Annotated in this window: 19 protein-coding genes and 1 riboswitch; of the genes, 7 read left to right on the top strand and 12 right to left on the bottom strand. The window is 63.8% G+C overall.

Annotation, left to right across the window (positions count from 1 at the left end; translation table 11 throughout):
• Positions 1-147 precede the first annotated feature (147 nt).
• On the bottom strand, positions 148-963 hold the full coding sequence (locus ACFZAI_RS08340; protein WP_054424535.1) for a molybdopterin-binding protein: 816 nt from the start codon (positions 961-963) through the stop codon (positions 148-150).
• Positions 964-997: 34 nt separating this feature from the next.
• On the bottom strand, positions 998-1,807 hold the full coding sequence (locus ACFZAI_RS08335; RefSeq protein WP_391566485.1) for an EI24 domain-containing protein: 810 nt from the start codon (positions 1,805-1,807) through the stop codon (positions 998-1,000).
• Between the two features lie 63 nt (positions 1,808-1,870).
• On the opposite strand from ACFZAI_RS08335, the gene ACFZAI_RS08330 reads away from it, so the two are divergent.
• On the top strand, positions 1,871-2,254 hold the full coding sequence (locus tag ACFZAI_RS08330; protein WP_391566484.1) for a thioredoxin family protein: 384 nt from the start codon (positions 1,871-1,873) through the stop codon (positions 2,252-2,254).
• Positions 2,255-2,316: 62 nt separating this feature from the next.
• Here the strand turns inward: ACFZAI_RS08330 and ACFZAI_RS08325 are convergent, their stop codons facing one another.
• From ACFZAI_RS08325 to ACFZAI_RS08315, 3 genes are all read right to left on the bottom strand, one after another.
• The gene (locus ACFZAI_RS08325) at positions 2,317-3,801 is read right to left on the bottom strand and encodes a DEAD/DEAH box helicase (RefSeq protein WP_391566483.1); all 1,485 of its coding nucleotides are present in this window, start codon (positions 3,799-3,801) and stop codon (positions 2,317-2,319) included.
• Between the two features lie 324 nt (positions 3,802-4,125).
• Positions 4,126-4,461 (bottom strand): AzlD domain-containing protein, encoded by a 336-nt coding sequence (locus ACFZAI_RS08320; protein WP_391566482.1) that lies wholly within the window; start codon positions 4,459-4,461, stop codon positions 4,126-4,128.
• Positions 4,458-5,126 (bottom strand): AzlC family ABC transporter permease, encoded by a 669-nt coding sequence (locus tag ACFZAI_RS08315; RefSeq protein WP_391567093.1) that lies wholly within the window; start codon positions 5,124-5,126, stop codon positions 4,458-4,460. The genes ACFZAI_RS08320 and ACFZAI_RS08315 overlap by 4 nt, the downstream gene beginning before the upstream one ends.
• A 326-nt stretch (positions 5,127-5,452) precedes the next feature.
• On the opposite strand from ACFZAI_RS08315, the gene ACFZAI_RS08310 reads away from it, so the two are divergent.
• From ACFZAI_RS08310 to ACFZAI_RS08295, 4 genes are all read left to right on the top strand, one after another.
• Complete coding sequence (locus ACFZAI_RS08310) at positions 5,453-6,373, top strand: branched-chain amino acid transaminase (protein WP_391566481.1); 921 nt, start codon at positions 5,453-5,455, stop codon at positions 6,371-6,373.
• An 89-nt stretch (positions 6,374-6,462) separates the two neighbouring features.
• Positions 6,463-6,681, top strand: a complete 219-nt coding sequence (locus ACFZAI_RS08305) for a zinc-finger domain-containing protein (protein WP_054424547.1) — start codon at positions 6,463-6,465, stop codon at positions 6,679-6,681.
• A 37-nt stretch (positions 6,682-6,718) separates the two neighbouring features.
• Positions 6,719-7,141 (top strand): YybH family protein, encoded by a 423-nt coding sequence (locus tag ACFZAI_RS08300; protein WP_391566480.1) that lies wholly within the window; start codon positions 6,719-6,721, stop codon positions 7,139-7,141.
• A gap of 17 nt (positions 7,142-7,158) precedes the next feature.
• The gene (locus ACFZAI_RS08295; RefSeq protein WP_391566479.1) at positions 7,159-8,259 is read left to right on the top strand and encodes a YheT family hydrolase; all 1,101 of its coding nucleotides are present in this window, start codon (positions 7,159-7,161) and stop codon (positions 8,257-8,259) included.
• Positions 8,260-8,341: 82 nt separating this feature from the next.
• Here the strand turns inward: ACFZAI_RS08295 and ACFZAI_RS08290 are convergent, their stop codons facing one another.
• Positions 8,342-9,865 (bottom strand): M48 family metalloprotease, encoded by a 1,524-nt coding sequence (locus tag ACFZAI_RS08290; RefSeq protein WP_391566478.1) that lies wholly within the window; start codon positions 9,863-9,865, stop codon positions 8,342-8,344.
• A gap of 57 nt (positions 9,866-9,922) precedes the next feature.
• Between ACFZAI_RS08290 and galU the strand changes: the two genes are divergently transcribed.
• A complete protein-coding gene (galU, locus tag ACFZAI_RS08285; protein WP_391566477.1) occupies positions 9,923-10,774 on the top strand; it encodes a UTP--glucose-1-phosphate uridylyltransferase GalU in 852 nt (283 codons plus the stop codon).
• 12 nt (positions 10,775-10,786) lie between these two features.
• On the opposite strand, the gene ACFZAI_RS08280 is transcribed toward galU, so the two are convergent.
• From ACFZAI_RS08280 to ACFZAI_RS08260, 5 genes are all read right to left on the bottom strand, one after another.
• The gene (locus ACFZAI_RS08280; protein ID WP_391567092.1) at positions 10,787-11,659 is read right to left on the bottom strand and encodes a cytochrome c oxidase assembly protein; all 873 of its coding nucleotides are present in this window, start codon (positions 11,657-11,659) and stop codon (positions 10,787-10,789) included.
• Between the two features lie 96 nt (positions 11,660-11,755).
• Positions 11,756-12,862, bottom strand: a complete 1,107-nt coding sequence (locus ACFZAI_RS08275) for a porin (RefSeq protein ID WP_391566476.1) — start codon at positions 12,860-12,862, stop codon at positions 11,756-11,758.
• A 49-nt stretch (positions 12,863-12,911) separates the two neighbouring features.
• Positions 12,912-15,716 (bottom strand): magnesium-translocating P-type ATPase, encoded by a 2,805-nt coding sequence (gene mgtA, locus ACFZAI_RS08270; RefSeq protein ID WP_391566475.1) that lies wholly within the window; start codon positions 15,714-15,716, stop codon positions 12,912-12,914.
• 430 nt (positions 15,717-16,146) lie between these two features.
• On the bottom strand, positions 16,147-16,485 hold the full coding sequence (locus ACFZAI_RS08265) for a hypothetical protein (protein WP_391566474.1): 339 nt from the start codon (positions 16,483-16,485) through the stop codon (positions 16,147-16,149).
• 482 nt (positions 16,486-16,967) lie between these two features.
• A complete protein-coding gene (locus ACFZAI_RS08260; RefSeq protein ID WP_391566473.1) occupies positions 16,968-17,972 on the bottom strand; it encodes a sodium:calcium antiporter in 1,005 nt (334 codons plus the stop codon).
• Positions 17,973-18,052: 80 nt separating this feature from the next.
• Positions 18,053-18,217, bottom strand: a riboswitch (yybP-ykoY riboswitch).
• Between the two features lie 135 nt (positions 18,218-18,352).
• On the opposite strand from ACFZAI_RS08260, the gene ACFZAI_RS08255 reads away from it, so the two are divergent.
• Positions 18,353-19,696, top strand: a complete 1,344-nt coding sequence (locus ACFZAI_RS08255; RefSeq protein WP_391566472.1) for an aminopeptidase P N-terminal domain-containing protein — start codon at positions 18,353-18,355, stop codon at positions 19,694-19,696.
• A gap of 27 nt (positions 19,697-19,723) precedes the next feature.
• Here ACFZAI_RS08255 and ACFZAI_RS08250 read toward each other — a convergent pair whose 3' ends face one another.
• Positions 19,724-20,188 (bottom strand): hypothetical protein, encoded by a 465-nt coding sequence (locus ACFZAI_RS08250; protein WP_391566471.1) that lies wholly within the window; start codon positions 20,186-20,188, stop codon positions 19,724-19,726.
• Between the last annotated feature and the right edge of the window lie 74 nt (positions 20,189-20,262).

The following is a 20,262-nucleotide window of genomic DNA, read 5'->3' as shown; positions in this document are numbered from 1 at the left end:
TTGGGCTCGCGCCGCGCCGCCGAAAAAAACCGGCCTTGCGGCAACGCAGCAAACAGTTCTTTCCCGTATTGTGAAATTTACCGCGTCATTTGGCAATGGGTATTTCATCAATAAACGGGGAGCGCCCCCGTTTATTGAGGGTCAATCTCAGGCCGCAGCCGGGGGCGCGAGCTTTCCGCCCAGACGCAGCACTTCAGCACGCAAGAACTCCAGCGCCTCGGCGGCAGCGGCGGGTTCGCCCTTGACGCCCAGCTCAATATGCGGGGTGCCGCCAGCTTCCCCAACGCTGGGCAAGCTGAAGGCGCGCACGTCCGGCCACCGGGTTTCGACACTGATCATCGCGGGCGTGATGCGCGATTCCGGCATGCTGAACACCAGGAAAGAATGCTCGACATGGGCCCGCACATGTTGCAGTGCACGATAGCGGGTGTCCAGCGTCCATTCCAGCATCGGCCACGCCATGACGGGAAAGCCCGGCACGAAGGTGTGGTCCTGGATGAAGAAGCCGGGAATGCGGTTGTACGGGTTCGGCACAATCTCGCAGCCCTGCGGAAACATGCCCATCTGCAAGCGCTGCTGGTTTTCCGGCGCGCTCATGTCGGCGGTGCCCTGCCCCTTGGCGGCCATTTCGGACGTGCGTAGCGCAATCGCCGCTTCGGCTTCCGGGTGCAAGGCCAGCGGCAAACCCAGTGCGGCCGCGGCGGCCTGACGGGTGTGGTCGTCAGGCGTGCCGCCGATGCCGCCACAAGAGAATACGACGTCGCCCTTGGCGAAGCTGCGCTGGTAGGCAGCCACCAGCGTGTCGCGTTCGTCGGGCAGGAATTCGGCCCAGCTCAGGTGCATGCCGCGCGCGCTCAGCAGCTCGACGACTTTGGAAAAATGCTTGTCCTGACGGCGGCCCGACAGGATTTCATCCCCGACGATGATGAGGCCAATGCGACGGGCGGCGGATTCAGCGGCCATGTCCAGTTCCAGAGGGTAAGAGGGAAGACGCCGGTCAGACGTCGATAACGCGGTCCTGGCGCAAGCGCTTGAGCGCTTCCAGTCCGTAATGCGCGTAGACCAGCGCGGAAAACACCGGCAGGATAATCCACGCGGGCGGCAACAAATTCAATAGCGAACAGATCAGGCCGATGGTCCAGAAGCCGCCGTTATTGCGTTCCAGGATCAGCTTGCGTTCGGCCGGGCTGGCATGTTCGACGATGGCGTCCACGCGCATCATGCGCGAGAACGCGAACGCCCACCAGAAGATAGACAGCACAATCGCCATGGGCGGCACCAGCCACAACGGCAGCGTCAGCAGCCAGCCGGCCGCAAAGGCGGCCGACACCCAGACCGCGTTCCAGACGCTGACCGCCGTCGAATATTTACCCTTGCGGCCCACGCTGGCGTATTCGCGTTGGCCCACATGGCGCAGCACCAGCGGCATCACGAAGACCGCGGCAATCGCCAGCCCCAGCACGCCGGATACCGGCAGCAAAATGGCGCAGGCAAGAAGAGGAATCAGGTAGACCTTGAGCGAAAACAGGCCCATGGCCAGCATCCAGTCTTCTGCGCGGTTCAGCATGTCGACGCGCGAAATCTGGACGCCCAGCCATTCAACCAGCGGGGTCCAGAAAAAATACAACAGCAGCAGCGCGCCCACCAATGCAATCAGGAAAGGCAGCAGCACCGCGAAGAGCATCGTCGGGTGGCATTGGGACACCAGCGCGCGTTTGAACGCCTGGCCCACGCTGACGGCGCCAGCCCCGGCAGCGGAAAAACGGCCGTTGTCGGACGGGGCGGAATCAGTGCGCAAGGCGGTCATGGGAACGGAAAAATGGGGTGGACATCCCGGGTATGATAGTCAAACACGCCCTGATCTGCTCACATGTCTCTACTCGTACCCGGCACTGACCTGGCCGCCCTGCGCACACGGCTGGGCGCAACCCCGAACACCTGGCTCGTCGCCTGTTTCTGCGCCGCCTGGTGCGACACCTGCGAGCAATACAAGCCCAAATTGCAAGCGCTGGCAGATACGTTGCCGCAACACGTCTTCGCGTGGATCGACATCGAAGACCACGCCGAACTGCTGGGTGATGAAGATGTTGAAAACTTCCCCACCCTGCTCGTGCAGATCGGGTCGCGCGTGGTGTTCTACGGCCCGATGCTGCCGCACATTGGCCATCTGGAAAGACTGCTGGACAGCGTGAACGAGAACAGTCCGGCCGTCGCTACCGAACTGCCAGATTTGCCTAAGCTGCTGGCCGCCTGAGCCAAATAAAAAAACCCGCAAGGCCATTCGGCGTTGCGGGTTTTTTGCATGCCTGGAAACAATCAGGGCTTGCGCGAACCGCCCAACAGCACGGCCACCTGGCGCTTGGGCGCCGACGACGAATTGCCGTTGTTCTTCGGCGCCTGATCTTCCGCAGGCGTACTGGCCGACGACGACGGCTCGTAAGGCTTCAGGAAGAAATCATCGACGGGCTGGCGCGGGCCGCTGGACGTGTAGCCCGAACGGCGATCCGACGAACGGCCGCCACGATCGCCACGGCTTTCACGGCCGCCATCGCGGCCTTCACGCGACGACGAACCGGTGCGCTCTTCGCTGCGGCGATGGCTGCGCGCCACGGCGTCGGCGGGCAAGTCCAGCGTGCCGCGCGGCACTTCGCGCTTGATCAGCTTTTCGATGTCGAGCAGGAAGCGTTCTTCGTCGGGCGTAAACAGCGCAATGGCTTCGCCCGATGCGCCCGCGCGGCCGGTACGGCCAATACGGTGCACGTAATCTTCAGCGTTGTAAGGCAGGTCATAGTTGATGACGCAAGGCACGCCGGCCACGTCCAGGCCGCGCGCGGCGACGTCGGTGGCGACCAGCACTTCCAGGTCGCCGGCCTTGAAGGCTTCCAGCGCCTTCATGCGATCGGCCTGGGTCTTGTCGCCGTGGATCGATTCGGCTTTGACGCCGTCGCGTTCCAGTTCACGCGCCAGACGCGCCGTGCCAATCTTCGTGTTCGAAAACACAATGACCTGCTTCAAGCCGCGCGACTTCACCAGATGCACGACGGCGGCGCGCTTGGCGTCGCTGGACATCTTGTAGGCGATTTGGGTAATGGTCGTGGCGGTGGCGTTGCGCGCCGCGACTTCAATCTCAACAGGCTGATTCAGATACGAACGGCCGAGCTTGCGGATCTCGTTGCTGAACGTAGCCGAAAACAGCAGGCCCTGACGCTGCGCGGGCAGCAGGCGGATGATGCGTTCCAGATCCGGCAGGAAACCCATGTCGAGCATGCGGTCGGCTTCGTCCAGCACCAGAATGCCGACCTGGCTCAGGTTCACGTTCTTTTGTTCAACGTGGTCCAGCAAGCGGCCGGGGGTTGCCACCAGCACTTCGCAACCGCGGCGCAGCGCTTCTTTTTGCGGGCCGATATCCACGCCGCCAAACACCACCGCCGAACGCAAAGGCGTTTGCTTGCTGTAGCGCTTGACGCTTTCGAACACCTGATCGGCCAGCTCACGCGTGGGCGTGAGGATCAACGCGCGCACCGGATGCCGGGCGGGCGATGCGCTGGTGTTGGCCAGCGGCATCAGGCGATGCAGGATCGGCACCGTGAACGCGGCGGTCTTGCCGGTACCCGTCTGAGCGGCGCCCATGACGTCGCGCCCTTCCACCACAACAGGAATGGCTTGCGCCTGAATGGGGGTTGGCGTGGTGTAGCCGGTTTCGACGATGGACTGCAACAGCAAAGGGTGCAGGCCGAAATCGGCAAACGTCGGCGCGGGCGCGTCGGCGGCAGGTGCTACGGATTGAATGGATTCAGTCATCAGGGTTTGGCAGATACCGGGACCAGTGAAAAAGAACAAAACGAGAGTGCTACATGCACTGCACTACATACGCATCGGGGCAATCTGAATGCGCGTGATCGCATCGCGATGGCACGCAAATCGCCGCGAAGCGCTATCGGCTTCGCGGGCAATCGGCGCCCTGCCTTGCTGGCCAGCGGGCGCATTCTTCGACTCGATACTTATGAGGGCAGTACCAGGCCCGGATTGCTGTGGATAACTTAATTTTAGCGCAGGCGCATTACCACACGCGCAAACGGCGCATGTGTCCACCAGATGGACGATATATGGCCGATACGGCGGGTGTCAGCCTGCCAGCCAGCGCAAGCCCCATAACACCAACATGCCAACGACGATCACCAGCACAGCGCTGCGAGTACGCAGAAAAACCAGAATAGCGATCAACCCTGCGACCAGCTTGTAGTCGAACACCGGACCCAGGCCCGCTTTCCAGGGCAGCAGATCAGGCACGACGATGGCGGTGAGTGCGGCTGCCGGCGCGTAGCGCAACGCGCGCCGCACGCCGTCCGGCAGCGGAATATAGTCGCCAAACAGCATGAAGCCGGCACGCGTCAGCACGCTGCAAAAAGCCAGCAGCAGAATCGCACAATAGACGTAGATCTCGGAAGGCCAGAGGGTCATGGACGCGCCTTGAAGAATCGTTCAGCCCACATGCCGGCCACGACGCCGGCAATGACTGCCGCGGCCAGCCCCAGCCGCAACGGCAGCACCTGCCCGGTCCAGGCGACCACGCCGGCAGCCAGCATCGACACCAGCATCGGCTTCGAACTGGCCAGCGGCACCGTAATCGCCAACAGGGCCAGCACGGCGGCAAAGTCCAGCGACCAATTGGTCGGGACCATGGCGCCCAAATATATGCCGACAATCGACGACGTTTGCCACACCAGCCAGCCCGGCGCGATGGTGCCCAGGAAGAACCACAGTTGCTCACGCGTGCCGCGCTCGGCTGAATCGCCAAAACGCGGCATGAACAGCACGAAGCCCATGTCGGTTGTGAAATAGCCCAGCCCCAGCCGCTTGGGCCAGGACAGGTGCCGGAAATAGGGGTGCAGCGCCGCGCCGAAGATGATGAAGCGCAGGTTCACCACGCAGCCCGCAGCAAAGATGAGCCACAGCGGCGCGCCTGTGGCGATCAGCGGCAATGAAGTCAACTGCGCCGAACCTGCGTACAGCAGCAGCGTCATGGCCAGCGCCATGGATTCGGTCAGTCCGGATTTGACCATGGCCACGCCGGTCACCAAGCCCCAGGTCGCGGTGGCGATCAAGGCGGGCACGATGGCGTGGATACCGGCGCGAAACGCATTCAGGCGTTCCTGACGGATGGCGCCGGCGCGCTGGCCGGGGTCTTCGGAGCCGGGGTCTTCGGAGCCGGGGTCGTTGGAGCCGGGGCCTTCGGATTCAGGAAGCGCGGATTCAGAGGACAACGGCTGACCCCTGGCGATGCGGACAGGACGACATGGGAACTCTTACGGGTTGCGCGGGCCGAATGGCTCCACGTGCACCACGCCGGTGCGCGGACAGGCCGTTATTGTAACCTCGTCGCTTGATACAATATGCGCCTCAAGATTCTTGGGCCGCCTGACGATCTGGCGCGCTCTGTGTGGAGAAGACCATGTCGATGGCTGATCGCGACGGTTTCATCTGGTATGACGGCAAGCTCGTTCCGTGGCGCGACGCGACCACGCACGTCCTGACGCATTCCCTGCACTACGGGCTGTCTGTCTTTGAAGGCGTGCGCGCCTACAAGTCCGAAATCGGCACCGCCATCTTCCGCCTGGAAGACCACACGAATCGCCTCTTCAATTCCGCCCACATCTACCAGATTCCAATGCCCTTTGATCGTGACACGATCAACGAAGCGCAGCGGATGGTCGTGCGCGAAAACCAGCTGGAATCCGGCTATCTGCGCCCCTTGGTGTTCTACGGCCCGGAGAAAATGGGCGTGTCGCCCAAAGGCGCCCGCGTTCATGTGGCGATCGCCGCGTGGCCCTGGGGCGCGTATCTGGGCGAAGACGCGCTGTCGCAAGGTATCCGCGTCAAGGTCTCTTCGTTTGCGCGCCAGCACGTGAACGTCACGATGCCGCGCGCGAAAGTGGCCACCACCTACGCCAACTCCATCCTGGCCAATACCGAAGCCCTGCAAGACGGCTACGACGAAGCCCTGCTGCTGGACACCGAAGGCTTTGTGGCCGAGGGGTCTGGCGAAAATCTTTTCATCGTGAAGGACGGCGTGCTCTGCGAGCCCGAGATCGCGTCCGCCCTGACCGGCATCACCCGTTCCACCATTCATGCGCTGGCCGCCGACTTCGGCTTGCGTGTGGTCACCAAGCGGTTAACGCGCGACGACGTCTACATCGCCGACGAGGCCTTCTTCACCGGAACGGCCGCGGAAGTCACGCCGATTCGCGAGGTCGACAACCGCCAGATTGGCTCAGGGCGGCGCGGCCCCGTTACCGAGAAGTTGCAGAAAGCATTTTTTGACATGGTGAATGGCCGCATCCCGAAGTACCATCACTGGCTAAGTAAAGTCTGAAGTTTGACGCTGACCCGTGCGGCCTTGTCCCGACAAGCCGCAACATTGCCCCAACCTGCCGTTTATCGGTTCTTTTTTCAGGAATATCCATGACCGCTGCTGCCCCGGCCGCCGTCCCCCACGCTCACGAAGTCATTGAGGTCGGCGCTGAAGACCTGCCCGTGTTCTGCCCCGGCCCGAAGGCGCCGCTGTGGAGCATGCACCCCCGCGTCTTCCTGGACGTGGCCCGCTCCGGCTCCGCCAGCTGCGCCTACTGTGGCGCCGAGTACCGCCTGAAGGCCGGTACCGTGCTGCACGGCCACCACTGAACGCCCGCCGCACAACGCCTACCCGTCAGCCGCAGCCATGTTTGCCACGCCCGAAGAAGCTGAACACGCGTTCTACGAAGCCCTGGAACAGGCGGACTGCGTCCGTCTGATGCAGGTGTGGGCGGACGACGAAGAAGTCGTCTGCATCCACCCGGGCGGCCTGCGCATCGTCGGCCATTCGGCGGTGAACGAATCCTGGCAACAAGTGCTGGCCAATGGCCCGCTGCACGTCCGTCCGCTGCGCCCGCTGGTCATGCTCAGCATGATGTGCGCGGTGCACGTGCTGGTCGAGCAAGTGGCCCTGCGGACACGGGAGGGCACGCAGTTCGCAAACTGCTACGCAACGAACATCTACCACAAGGGCCCCACTGGCTGGCGCATGGTCATGCACCATTCGTCGCCGGCGCCCACGGAAGCCGGGGTGCTCGATTTGCACGACGTACCCGACATGCTGCATTGAATCGGGTGGATTTTTAGTTGGCCGCTGCTCGTCTAGATACATCCCCCTGCCCCGTTCCCTCCTGGTTGCCAGGGGGCGACTCCCAGACCATTTACGCATCCGTGTTTGCGCAATATCACCGGATCGCCTTCGTGCGAGACCGCGTGGAAACGCCAGATACCGATTTCGTGGATTTCGACTGGACGGGCCCAGGCCTCTTCCCGCACAAGGCCGCCGATGGCGCGCCCGTCAGCGGGCAAGGCCCTGTGGCCAACGGCAAGACCGCCGCGGCGCGGTGGATGACGGACGCCGACTGGAAGTCGCTGCCGCAAACGCCCGACACGCCGGCGCTGATCCTCTTTCACGGCCTGGAAGGCGGCAGCAACAGCCGCTACGCCCAATCCGTGGCGCATTATTTCCGCGCACGGGGCTGGATCGTCGTCATCGCTCACTTCCGGGGCTGCTCGGGCGTGCCGAACCGGCTGGCGCGCGCCTATTATTCGGGCGACTCCGCCGAGGTCGGCTTCCTGCTGGAAACGGTGCGCAGCCGCATCCCGCATGCGCGCTGGCATGCGGTGGGCGTATCGTTGGGCGGCAATGCATTGCTGAAGTATCTGGGTGAACACCAGGAAGACACTGGCTGGTTGACCGGCGCTGCGGGCGTTTCCGTGCCGCTGGACCTGGTTGCCTGCGGCAAGACGCTGTCTACCGGCATGTTCAACCGCCGCGTCTACAGCGCCCATTTCCTGAAGACGCTCAAGCACAAAGTGCTGGAAAAGGCGCACCGTTTTCCCGGCTCCATCGACGTGATGCGTATCGCGCACGCGCATGACCTGCGCGAATTCGACGACACCTACACCGCGCCGATGCACGGTTTCCGCAATGCGCTGGATTACTGGACGCGCGCGTCCAGCAAGCCCTGGCTGCCGAAGATTTCCGTGCCGACGCTGGTGCTCAACGCCCGCAACGACCCCTTCATTCCCGCGGCGTCACTGCCCAAGCCGGACGAATGCGCGCCCGTCATCCTGCTGCACCAGCCCACCGACGGCGGGCACGCCGGTTTTCCCACCGGCGCGTTCCCTGCGCATTTGAACTGGCTGCCGCAACGTCTGGGCCGCTTCTTCGAAACGGGCCTTTAAGCCGGGACCAGGCCCCGGGGCGATCCCGGGGCTGATTGCTGTGCTGACTTCCAGGCGGGTACCCGGGCCTTAGCCACCGGCATCAACCCGATTTGAAGCGTTCCAGCAGCTGCCGTTCTTCGGCCAGCTTGTCTTTCACTTCCTTGATCTGCACGTCGATCTGCGATTGCTCGTAGAAATCGGTCGACAGGCCACGCGCCTGCTGCAGCTGCGATTCCGCGGCGGCAAAGGCGCCAGTCATGACGTAGTAGCGCGCCAGATCGCGGCGCGCCTGCACCGGCTTGCCGTTGCGTTCTTCGCTTTGGGCCAGCATCTGGTAGAGGCTGGGCTCGTCGCTGCCCCATTGCTTGATCTTCGCGCGCAGATAGTCTTGCGCATCGGCATGACGGCCGTTGCTTTGCAGCGCCTGGGCATAGGCGATGCCCAATGCCCGCTGATCAGGCCAGCGCTTGGTCGCCGCCTGGGCCAGCTCCAGCGCACGCGGATATTCCTTGCGCGCCAATGCGATATCCACACTCAGCTTGGCCAGTTGCGCAGAATTGCGCCCGCCGGCCGTAGCCAGGTTCCAGTAGCGGTCGGCTTCGGCCAGGTTGTTGCGCTGGAAAGCCTGCAAGGCCAGCCCGTAATAGGCGGCCGACTGGCGCACGCCAGACAGCGCCTGCGCCTCGTCCTGCAATTGCTGGCCGGCCGAACGCAGGCTGACGGCATCGCGCCCCTGCACCACGCGCATCTTGGCGCGCACGTACCAAAAATCATCGCTGTCCAAGTGGCGCGACGCGGGAAGCGAGCGCACCCGGTTCTGGACGTCGGACATACGCTCGATGGACAACGGGTGCGTGCTGGCCCATGAACCGCCGCCCGCCCCTTCGTTCAAACGCGATGCGTTCATCAGCCGCGAGAACATTTGCGACATGCCTTCGGCGTCGTAGCCGGCCTTGGTCAGCATCTGGAATCCAGCGCGGTCAGCTTCGCGTTCCGCATCCCGCGAAAAGCCCAGTTGACGGTTGATGGCCGCGGCCTGCCCGAATGCCGCCACGCCCATCGCCAGGTTGCCGCCACCGCCCGCCAACGCGGCCAGCAGCGCGCCGGCCAAGCTGGCCAGCATCACCATGCTGTTCTGGCTTTGCTGCGTCATGCCGCGCGCAATATGGCGCTGCACGACGTGGCCGATTTCGTGCGCCAGCACGGCGGCCAGTTCCGACTCGCTGCCCGACGACACGATTAGCCCGGTGTTCACGCCAATGAAGCCGCCCGGCATGGCGAACGCGTTGATCTCGGGGTCGCGCACGCCGAACATTTCCACATCCGGCACGGCGCCCGGCGCAAAGGCCGCCAGCTTGCGGCCCATCGTCGTCAGGTATTGGCTGAGTTCGGGGTCATCGATGTAGGTCGGGTCGCGCCGGCCTTGCGACATGATGGCCTCGCCCAGGCTGCGTTCCAGCATGGGGGACAATTCGGCGGCCGAGGCCGCGCCCATCGAGGGCAAGCCGACCGGCTGCGCCCAGGCGGCGGCCGGAATGGTGGGGGCGACGAGGGCGGCGCTGAGCCCGATGATCGCACCTCGTTTCGCAATCGAGCAAATGGATGGCATTTTCCTGCGGTTCATAAGCCTATGATAGCGATGAGCTTAAAATGTTTCACCGATACCCCAAACGAGGTCTCAATGCGTCCCGTCCGTAAAGCCGTTTTCCCTGTCGCCGGCATGGGCACCCGCTTCCTGCCCGCCACCAAGGCGATGCCCAAGGAAATGCTGCCCGTGGTCGACAAGCCGTTGATTCAATACGCCGTTGAAGAGGCCGTGGCCGCTGGCATCACCGACCTTATTTTTGTGACCGGCCGCAACAAGCGCGCCATCGAGGATCACTTCGACTCCGCCCCCGAGCTTGAATCCGACTTGGAAATCAAAGGCAAGCACGAGCTGCTGGCCATGGTGCGGGGCATTCTACCTGCGCATGTGAATTGCCTCTACATCCGGCAATCGGCCCCGCTGGGCTTGGGCCACGCCGTGCTGTCGGCCGCGCCCGCCGTGGGCGACGAACCCTTTGCCGTGCTGCTGGCCGATGACCTGATCGACGCCGACACGCCCGCCATGAAACAGCTGGTGGACGTCGCCGTTGCGCAGAACGCCAGCGTGCTGGGCGTGCAGGACGTGCCGCGCGCCGACACGCGCAAATACGGCATCGTGGCCACCCGCGAGGGCGAAGCCCGGCTGGACGCGCGCACCGAACGCGTCACGCATATTGTTGAAAAACCGGAACCGGACGCCGCGCCGTCGACGTTGGCCGTTGTGGGCCGCTACGTGCTGGAAGCCGCCATCTTCGACCACCTGCGTTCCACCAAGATGGGCGCGGGCAACGAAATCCAGCTGACGGACGGCATTGCTTCGCTGATGCGCGAACGCGCTGTGTTTGCGCACCGCTTTGAGGGTGTGCGATACGACTGCGGCAACAAGGCCGGCATGTTCCAGGCCACCGTGGCGCTGGGCAAGAAATACCACGGCCTGCTGCCGGAATAAGCCCTTAGCGGTTTACGCAGAAACCGCCGCGCGGGCCTTGGCTCGCGCGCGGGCATCCCGGTCTGCCTTGCGCAACCGTCCCTTGGCGGACAAACGCATCAAGGTGCCCAGCGCCACCATCAGGCCGATCACTTCGACCAGCGCAGCCGGAATCCACATGGTCAGGCCGCCGATGGTCTGGTCGGTCTGGGCGGACATGGCAATCGCCCGGCCACACAATTCAAACAAGGGATAGATATCGCTTTCGGTGAAGGCGATGACGGCGCCCGCCACCATTTGCGGCAGCATCGTCAGCACCGGCGAAATCACGCGCCCGCCCGGCGTCATCGCGGCAGGCGGCGCGGGGCGGCGGTCCAGAATCAGGTTCCAGTACATGAACCCGCTGATCACCACCGACCAGTTCATCAGCCGGTACAGGCGCCAGTCCAGCATGGAATAAAACTGCACCGACGGAATCAGCCAGACCAGCACCAAAAAGACGAACAGCGTCGGCACGAAAATCTTGTTGGTCAGCACGGCCACGGTGGCGCGGCCTGTGCCCGTGCGCAGAAAGTCGCGCAGGCGGATGCGCCATGACATCGGCAAGCCCGCCCGCATGACCTGCCCCGGAAAGGCCGCCATCACCAGCAACGGCCCCAGGTGGTGCAGCACCAGATGCTGGATGCGGTGGATGAAGAACATGCGCTCGGCGTAGTAGTCCACCCGCGTATGCATCGACAGGTACAACAGCACCAGCCCCGCCCAGAAGAACACGCGCCGCGCGCCCGTCACATGGTGGACGCGCTGGCCGCGCACGAACAGCACAATCGCCACCACGAAGGAGGCCACCAGCGTGGGAGAGAACTCCCAGGGTATGAGCCATTCGAGACTATCCATGCAGGCTATCCAGAAGACATCAGAAGGACGGGGCGCGGCGCCAGGCGCTGCTACCCGCCGATTGTAGTGGACCCCGCCCGCCTCTGATCTGGTGGCGCGGAGGGATCAAAAATGGTGCGAAATACCGGCTCCGACGCGGGTGGTATGAGCGTTGGCGGGGTCGAACTGGTTGTCGAGCGTGTAATTCGACGCATACCCGGCAAAGCCATACAGCGTCGTGCGTGGTGACAGCGCATAGGTATAACCCAAGGTCACCAGTTGCGCATTGCGCGCCGTCATACCGTTGTCCCATTGCCAGTTTGGCCGCGCCAGCGACCATTGCAGCAGCACCGTACCCGGCCCCACGGGCATGCTTGCCCCGACGAGCCACGCATCAACCGTGCCGCCGCGCACAAAGGCGGCCGGCCCCAGGCCCAGCCCCAGGTCGTCGGGGTCTCCGCCATCCAGCCCCGCGTAGCCGTTCTTCTGCCGCGACCACGCCAGTGACAACTTCAGCACTTCGAAGTCATACGAGGCGCCCAATTGAATCGCCTGCGGGCGCCCGCCGATACCTTCCGGCGCATTGGCCAGCCGTAGCTGGTCGAACGTGGCAACCGCCAACAGCGGGCCGCCTTCGTATTTCACGCCCATGCTCAACGCACGGTTGTTCTGATTGGTGCGGAATTGGCCTTGGTCATCGGCATCGAACGCATAGCCGACACCGGCCTGGAAGCCATTCCAGCTGGGCGACATGACGTTGACCATATTGCTGAATTGGAAATTGTCGGACGCTTTGAAGGTCGCGCCCATGCCCATTTCCTTCCACGAGGCAATTTCCAGCGCATTGCCGAACTGCTGGCCGATGGTGTGCTGACGGCCCAAGCGCACCTCGCCATAGTTCTCGTGGCCCAGCCCCACCCAGGCGGCGTAGTTGAAGAGTTTGCCGTCTTCTTCCAGCTTGCCGCTGGACGGATCGAACCCGCTTTCCAGCTGGAAGCGGCTGCGCCAGCCGCCCCCTAAGTCTTCGGCGCCCTGCAAGCCCCATAGGGAATCCGTCAGGCCGCCGTTGAGCAGGCCACTGTGACTGCCCTGCCCCGACACGCGGGTGACGGCCATGCCCGCGTCAACCACGCCATATAGCTTTACGCCCAGTCCGTCGTCGTCGGCGGCGAATGCGGCAAGCGGCAGGCCCGCGCAGCATGCCATCACCACCCTGCAAAATGCATATTTCACGTTTTTCTCCTGGCACGCGGCGGGCGTGGCGCCCGCCGCGCTGCGCGATTTACTGCCAGCCGTAACGGCGAACCCAGATGCCCTTGAGCAATTGCGTCAGCACGCAGTAGCTCAACAAAATGCCCACCAGCCACGGGAAGTAGCTCCATGGCAGCGCTTGCAGCTGGAAGTATTCGGCCAGCGGCGAGAACGGCAGGATCAGCCCGGCCAGCACCACCATTGCCGTCATCAGCATCAACGGCCAGGCTGCGCGGCTTTGCAGGAAGGGAATACGGCGCGTACGGATCATATGCACGATCAAGGTTTGCGAGAGCAGGCCCTCGACGAACCAGCCGGATTGGAACAGCGTCTGGTGCTCGGGGGTGTTGGCTTGAAAGACGTACCACATCAACGCATAGGTCGCGATGTCGAAGATGGAGCTGATCGGACCAAAGAACACCATAAAGCGGCCCAGGCCGTCCGGGTCCCATTGCTGCGGCTTCTTCAGGAGTTCTTCGTCGACATTGTCGAACGGAATGGCGGTTTGGGACACGTCATACATCAAATTCTGCAACAGCAGATGGATGGGCAGCATCGGCAAAAAGGGCAGGAAGGCGCTGGCGACCAAAACCGAAAACACGTTGCCGAAGTTGGAGCTGGCCGTCATTTTCAGGTACTTGAGCATGTTGCAGAAGGTCTTGCGGCCTTCGATTACGCCATCCTCCAGCACCATCAGGCTCTTTTCCAGCAGGATGATGTCGGCCGCTTCCTTCGAGATATCCACCGCCGAATCCACCGAAATGCCCACGTCGGCCGCGCGCAAAGCGGGCGCGTCGTTGATGCCGTCCCCCATGAAGCCCACCGTGTTGCCCTGGGCGCGCAGGCTGCGCACGATGCGCTCCTTGTGCGCGGGCGTGAGCCGGGCGAACACATTGGCTTCGCGCACGGCGGCGGCCAGCTGGGTGTCGTCCATGGCTTCGATCTCGGCGCCCAGATACACCTTGCGGACGTCGAAATCGACTTCGCGGCAGACCTTCTGCGTGACGAGCTCGACATCGCCCGTCAGCACTTTCACTTCAATGCCCGAGGCCTTCAGCGCCGCCAGCGCGGGGCCGGTGGATTCTTTCGGGGGGTCGAGGAAAGCGATGTATCCCACGAGGACCAGATCGGATTCATCCGCCACGCCATAGGTCTGCTGGGTGGGCGGCAGTTCCTTCACACCGACCGCAATCACGCGCAAGCCGTCGCGGTTGAGTTCGGCCGTTACCCGGCGGATGTCCGCCCGGCGCGCATCGGTCAGCAGATGCACGTCGTGGCCCACCCGCAACCGCGTGCATGCCAACAGCATTTCTTCCAGCGCGCCTTTGCAGATCAGCTCGTGATGATCGCGGCCGTTCTCGGTTTCATTCACCACCACCGACATCCGCCGGCGTGAAAAATCAAACGGGATCTCGTCAACCTTGCGGTACTTGGCGGCCAGGTTCAGGCTGCGCTGCACTTCCGCATGCTGCAACACGGCGACATCCAGCAAGTTCTTCAGGCCGGTCTGGTAGTAGCTATTGAGGTAGGCATAGGCCAGGACATCATCGCTGCTGGCGCCGTAGACGTCGGTGTGGCGTTCCAGCACGATGCGGTCTTGCGTCAGCGTGCCGGTCTTGTCGGTGCACAGCACGTTCATCGCGCCCAGGTTCTGGATGGCGTCCAGCCGCTTGACGACGACTTTGCGGCGCGACATGCGCAAGGCCCCCTTGGCCAGCGTGGCCGTGACAATCATCGGCAGCATTTCGGGGGTCAGGCCCACCGCAATCGCCAGCGCAAACAGCAGCACTTCCAGCCAGTCGCCCTTGGTGAAGCCGTTGATCAACAAGACGATCGGCGCCATGACCAGCATGAAGCGGATCAGCACCCAGCTCACGCGGTTGATGCCCTGCTGAAATTGCGTGGGTGCGCGGGTGGTTTGCGTGACGCGGCCCGCGAGCTGGCCGAAGTAGGTGTCGCCGCCCGTCGCAATGACCAGCGCGCTGCCTGACCCGCTGACCACGTTGGTGCCCATGAACGCCATGTTTTCCAGTTCCAGGGCGTTTGCGGTTTGCACGCGCTGGACGGCGTGCTTTTCCACCGGCAACGATTCACCGGTCAGCGCCGCCTGCGCGACGAACAGATCCTTGGCGTTGAGGATGCGGCAGTCGGCGGGGATCATGTCGCCCGCGGACAGCAGCACAACGTCGCCAGGCACCAGCTCCGCCAAAGGCACTTCCATTTGGTGGGAGCCCGAATCGTGCAGCGGCGCGCCGAATAGACGCCGTCCGCCGCCATTTTCGGCCGGCGCTTGCGCATCGGCGCGCAGCACGGTGGCGGTGTTCTGCACCATGGCCTTCAACGCTTCGGCCGCGCGGTTTGAGCGCAATTCCTGCACAAAGCGCAGCACCGTCGAAATGACAACCATCGAGCCGATGATGACAACCGCCGTCCAGGACTGATCATCCGAGTCGGCCATCTGCACATCGGTCAGCCACGACAGGCCGGCCAACGCGGTCAGCAGCAGATTGAAGGGGTTGCGGTAGGACAGCCACAGGTGGGAATACCAGGACAGCGGCTTTTCGTGGTCGACCTCGTTGGCGCCATGGCGTTCACGCGCGGCCTGCGCCTGCGCTTCGGACAACCCGCCGCGTCCGCTGCCAAAGCGCGAAAACAGGGCGTTTAGCCCCATGCTCGACAGGTCGAGCATGCGCCGGTTGGCGCGGCGAGACGTATCGGATTCCGTGGCGGCGGCGGCGTGAGCGCCTTGTTCAAGAATGGGGGAACGCCGGAAATGGCGGCCAACGCGCCGCCGGCCCGCGGCGGACGAGAAAAAGGACTTCAGAAAGGTAAACATCGGAGTCTTCCGGTTTTTATTGTGTTGTTGTCGAAGACACGGGCACCCCGCCCGATGTGCTGCGCGCGGGCAGCAGCGGGCCGCAGCTTTCAAAGGAAAGCCGTGAATCCACCGCGTACGGGCGCGCGCAGGCACCGGGGCAATGTTGCCGGTGTCCGGATCGCGTGGAAGTCGCGCCGGGTGCGGAAAACGGAAGGGAAGCGAGCTAGGGAATCGAGACCGGCGGGTGCGGCGCGATCGTCAAGGAAGACGTCGGCCAGGCCGGGGATTCATTGCTGCGGAGTCCGTATGCGCCGGAAGAATGTCCGGCCCGTCGGCTCGCAGGGAGGAGACAGGTCAGACAGGCATGCCGGCGCCGTGCACGTGGCGCAATCGAGGGTCGGGGTCTAAGGCACTGGGCATGATCTCTCTCTTGGGTGGACAGCGCCCGTCAGGCGGCCAATGCGGCGGCTTGCGCGCCGAAATGCACGTGACGGACGGCGGGGTTGGCGCTCAGGCGGCGCGCTTGCGACATCAATTCAGCCCGCAGCTCCGGGGGGCAATTGACGGTGATGCAAGCCGACGCGAGGTTCGGGTCGCGGCCTTGGTCAATCTGCACTTGCGAGACATCCAGGCCAGCGGCGCTGAAGTCCAGGCAGATCTGCTTGCGCAAGGCGCCCAGCTCGTCGCGCGGACAAATGACCGTCAAACGCGACGTGCCGCGACGGCGGCCCAGGGCGGTGGCACGGTCTACGCCAGCGCGGCGTAGGAACAAGTCGAAGAAACGCATAACGACCTCCATTGCAAGAATGGGGAACGGTCATCGCGAGTACGCGTGCACGCGCAGACGCGGCGCATGGCGGGCGTACACAAGACGTGCACGAACGCTGGCGCTGCGACGAGCGGCGGTTCTGGCGGTTTATGCTGGGGAATGTCCCGGCAAGCCGAAGGCTTGCGCTATTGCCTGGGCAAAATCAAAGACCCGGGGCTTGGGATACGCCGCAACCTGTATGACAGGATGCGGCAGATGGAGCTCTGCGTGTTTCCTGTCAGACAGCGATGTCGATGCAAGATCGACTACTTTCGCCGGAATCGGTATTCACGAAGACTGCTCCTGAGATGGATAACAGGCGGATTTTACGCGGGTTTCCACTGATGGACAAGGGTTGACCGCTTAATTGTGGGCTTAATTGCGCAAGAGGCAGCAAAAAGAATGCAAAAGCGGCGCAACGCCCACAGGCCCTGCGCCGCCGGTTGCATTGCGCGTAACAATCAGGCGTAGAAGTGCCAGCCCAGATAGGCGGCGAACAACGCATAGAACCCGCCCACCGCCGACAAGGCCGGCACGCTCATGACCGAACGGCGAAAGCGCAGCCACAACAGCCCGATCGACAGCATCGTGAACAGGCCAGCGGCCAGCAACGGGGCGTCCAGCAGCCAGGGGGTCATGAAGATACCGAGCGCGCTGGGAATGGTGGCCTGGATCATCATCGCGCCCGAGATATTGGCTAGCGCCAGGCGTTCCTTGCCCTGGCGCACCCAGATCAGCGCATTCATGATTTCCGGCAGCTCGGTCGCAACGGGCGCCAGCAGCAAGGCGGCCACATGGGGCGATGCGCCCATCGCCACGCCCAGCAATTCGATCTGGTTCACAAACACATGCGACGCGCCGGCGATGACCACCAGCGCCAGGATCGTCTGCGTGGCGGCCCAGAACATGGACGGGTCTTCGTCACGGGGGCGCAGTTTCAGCGGTTCGAGGTCTTCGCTGTCGGTGCGCTCTTCGTCATGGCTTAGCTCGCGCTTGATATACAGGCCGTAAGTGGCCAGGAACAGGATGCCCAGCCAGGGCTTCCATGCGAAGGCCAGCAGCCCCAGCCCGACCTTGAAGATGAAGATGCCCATGAACCAGGCCTGGTCGCGGGCCAGCCGGCGCTGGTCCGCGTTGATACAGTTGGCTTGCGTGGCCTTGCCCCGGCGGGCGCGCCACAGCGCAAAACCGACCACGGCATAGGCCAGCGTCGCCAGCACCAGCGGGCCGCCCATGGCGGCGCCGACGCCGATATCTTTCTGTTCAGGGGTATCGCCGAACACGACGGCCATGAAGGTCACCGCGCTTTCAGGCAAGGCGGTGCCAAAGGCGGCCAGCACGGTGCCAGTGGCGGTGGCGCCCAGGTGGAAGCGATGTCCGACCCATTCGACGCCATTGACGAAGAATTCGCAGGCGAAGTAAATCACTGCCGCGGACAGGAAAAACAAAAACAGCGTGAGCAACATAGGAACGAAGCCGGACGAGCAGAAACCAATTGGCGCGACGCTACGGCTCGCCCGGCTAGGGTGAACGCAACGCGGCCAAAGGTCTCGCCTGGCTGATCCATGCTGGCGGGCGTGCCGCTTGCATGGAGACCGTTAGCGCCATGGAGTTCTAGTAACCGCACCGCGGCCCTGAACCACCAAGTCTGTTGACGCTAACTCCTTTGGGGACAAAGGATGGCTACTCCCCAATGACAGAGCCGCGATTGTAGCAGCGCCAACATGACCGTCCAGTGAATCCCGAGCAGGCTGCACAGGTTCGCGCCGCACTGTTGTTTGCACGCGATAGCGGGGTAAAGTAGGCCGCATCCACAGCTTTCGCGGGGTTCGCGCCCCTGCCCGCCATGAGCCTGCCTCCCGCCGATATCATCCCCTTCGCCGCCCGGCGCCAACGCCTGATGGAGCGGATGCGCGCAGAAGGCGGCGGTATCGCCATTCTGCCGACCGCCCCCGAGGCGATACGCAACCGCGACGCCGAATACCCTTACCGGCACGACAGCGACTTCTTCTACCTGACCGGCTTCACCGAGCCGGCGGCATGGCTGGTGCTGATTGCGGGCGCGACCGACCGCGCGCTGCTGTTCTGCCGGGAACGCCACGTAGAGCATGAAATCTGGGAAGGCAAACGCTTCGGCCCCGAAGCCGCCGCCGCGCATTTTGGCTTCGACGACGCGCACCCCATCGACGCGCTGGATGAACTGGTGCCCAAGCTGATGCTGGATCACCCTACGCTGTACGCGCCGCTTGCGGGCGATAAACGCACCGACGGGCGCCTGCACCGCTGGCTGGCGTCGGCCCGCGAGGCCAGCCGCGCAGGCCACGCGCCGCCCACCCGCCAACAGGACATCCGCCCCCTGCTGGCGGATATGCGTCTGATCAAAGACCCCTCTGAAATCGCCGCGATGCGGCGCGCGGCGAAGATCTCAGCGGGCGCGCACGCGCGCGCCATGCGCGTGGCCCGCGCCGGCATGCACGAATACGAACTGGAAGCCGAGCTGCTGTATGAATTCCGCCGCCACGGCGCGCAGGCCGTGGCCTACAACAGCATCGTGGCCACAGGCGCCAACACCTGCGTGCTGCACTACCCCGCGGGCGAGGCCGTGCTGCGCGATGGGGACCTGGTGTTGATCGACGCTGGCTGCGAAGTCGACAGCTACGCCAGTGACATCACCCGCACGTTCCCGGTGAATGGCCGCTACAGCGGCCCGCAGCGCGCGCTGTATGACCTGACGGTGGCCGCGCAGGAAGCGGCGGCGGCGGCCACCGCCCCCGGCCGCAGCTTCAATGACGGCCACGAAGCCGCGCTGCGCGTGCTGGCGCAAGGCATGCTGGATTTGAAACTGTTGAAGGGTTCGCTTGACGGGGTGCTGGAATCGGGCGACTACAGCCGCTTCTACATGCATCGCACCGGCCATTGGCTGGGGCTGGACGTCCATGACGTGGGCGACTATCGCCAGGCGGGCACGGCCCACGGCGCCGACCGCCCCTGGCGCACGCTGGAAAAAGGCATGATGCTGACGATTGAACCCGGCATCTATGTGCGCCCGGCCGACGACGTGCCGGAAAGCTACTGGAACATCGGCATCCGCACCGAGGACGATGCGCTGGTCACGGACGAAGGCTGTGAATTGATCACCCGCGGCGTGCCGGTACAGGCCAGCGAGATCGAAGCGCTGATGCGCGAATAGATGTGGCCCGGGGGGCGGCCTGGCGGCCTAGAGCACCAGGCCGTCCAGCCAGCCCATGGCCACCCAGACGTAGACCACCACCATGGCGATGGCGAACATCGACACAACCGAGCCCACCAGGCACGCCAGAATGGCGACCAGCACCGGCCCCCAGCCCGTGGAAGACGGGCGGCCGTGATCGGGGTTGTAGAGACGGTCGAATTTCTCGTCGGACATCAATGAGAACACCGCGCTTTCGATGAACCCGTCGATCATCGGAATGAACAGCAGGAAGAACGCGGGGTTGTCGTACCAGACCGGATAGAACCGGAACGCACAGAACAGGCTGACGACCGCCAGCAGCGTGACCAGCCACGCGTGGCGGCGGCCCAGATACCACCAGTGGGCGCCCAGCCAGCCGAACAGACAAGCCAATAAGCCCACGGCGACCTTGCCGCGCGGGCGGCGGGCGGATACGGCGGACAGCGAAGAGGAAGCCTGAACCTGCGTCATAGCAATCAACCGGGAAGGTGGGCCGCGCGACCCGCCGCGCTGGCTGTCCGGGATTGTAGTGGACGGTTAAAATC

The organism is Achromobacter sp. NPDC008082 (genome assembly GCF_042957345.1).
Lineage (GTDB): Bacteria > Pseudomonadota > Gammaproteobacteria > Burkholderiales > Burkholderiaceae_B > Achromobacter > Achromobacter kerstersii_A.
Note: the sequence above shows the minus strand (reverse complement) of the source record. Positions and strands in the feature narration are given on the sequence as shown.

What these genes read in the sequence shown, in the direction of transcription:
- ACFZAI_RS08335 (WP_391566485.1), bottom strand. Translation starts at nt 1,807, where the DNA reads ATGACCGCCTTGCGCACTGATTCCGCCCCGTCCGACAACGGCCGTTTT.
- ACFZAI_RS08325 (WP_391566483.1), bottom strand. Translation starts at nt 3,801, where the DNA reads ATGACTGAATCCATTCAATCCGTAGCACCTGCCGCCGACGCGCCCGCG.
- ACFZAI_RS08250 (WP_391566471.1), bottom strand. Translation starts at nt 20,188, where the DNA reads ATGACGCAGGTTCAGGCTTCCTCTTCGCTGTCCGCCGTATCCGCCCGC.
- mgtA (WP_391566475.1), bottom strand. Translation starts at nt 15,716, where the DNA reads ATGTTTACCTTTCTGAAGTCCTTTTTCTCGTCCGCCGCGGGCCGGCGG.
- ACFZAI_RS08260 (WP_391566473.1), bottom strand. Translation starts at nt 17,972, where the DNA reads ATGTTGCTCACGCTGTTTTTGTTTTTCCTGTCCGCGGCAGTGATTTAC.
- ACFZAI_RS08320 (WP_391566482.1), bottom strand. Translation starts at nt 4,461, where the DNA reads ATGACCCTCTGGCCTTCCGAGATCTACGTCTATTGTGCGATTCTGCTG.
- ACFZAI_RS08340 (WP_054424535.1), bottom strand. Translation starts at nt 963, where the DNA reads ATGGCCGCTGAATCCGCCGCCCGTCGCATTGGCCTCATCATCGTCGGG.
- ACFZAI_RS08310 (WP_391566481.1), top strand. Translation starts at nt 5,453, where the DNA reads ATGTCGATGGCTGATCGCGACGGTTTCATCTGGTATGACGGCAAGCTC.
- galU (WP_391566477.1), top strand. Translation starts at nt 9,923, where the DNA reads ATGCGTCCCGTCCGTAAAGCCGTTTTCCCTGTCGCCGGCATGGGCACC.
- ACFZAI_RS08290 (WP_391566478.1), bottom strand. Translation starts at nt 9,865, where the DNA reads ATGAACCGCAGGAAAATGCCATCCATTTGCTCGATTGCGAAACGAGGT.
- ACFZAI_RS08255 (WP_391566472.1), top strand. Translation starts at nt 18,353, where the DNA reads ATGAGCCTGCCTCCCGCCGATATCATCCCCTTCGCCGCCCGGCGCCAA.
- ACFZAI_RS08300 (WP_391566480.1), top strand. Translation starts at nt 6,719, where the DNA reads ATGTTTGCCACGCCCGAAGAAGCTGAACACGCGTTCTACGAAGCCCTG.
- ACFZAI_RS08265 (WP_391566474.1), bottom strand. Translation starts at nt 16,485, where the DNA reads ATGCGTTTCTTCGACTTGTTCCTACGCCGCGCTGGCGTAGACCGTGCC.
- ACFZAI_RS08305 (WP_054424547.1), top strand. Translation starts at nt 6,463, where the DNA reads ATGACCGCTGCTGCCCCGGCCGCCGTCCCCCACGCTCACGAAGTCATT.
- ACFZAI_RS08330 (WP_391566484.1), top strand. Translation starts at nt 1,871, where the DNA reads ATGTCTCTACTCGTACCCGGCACTGACCTGGCCGCCCTGCGCACACGG.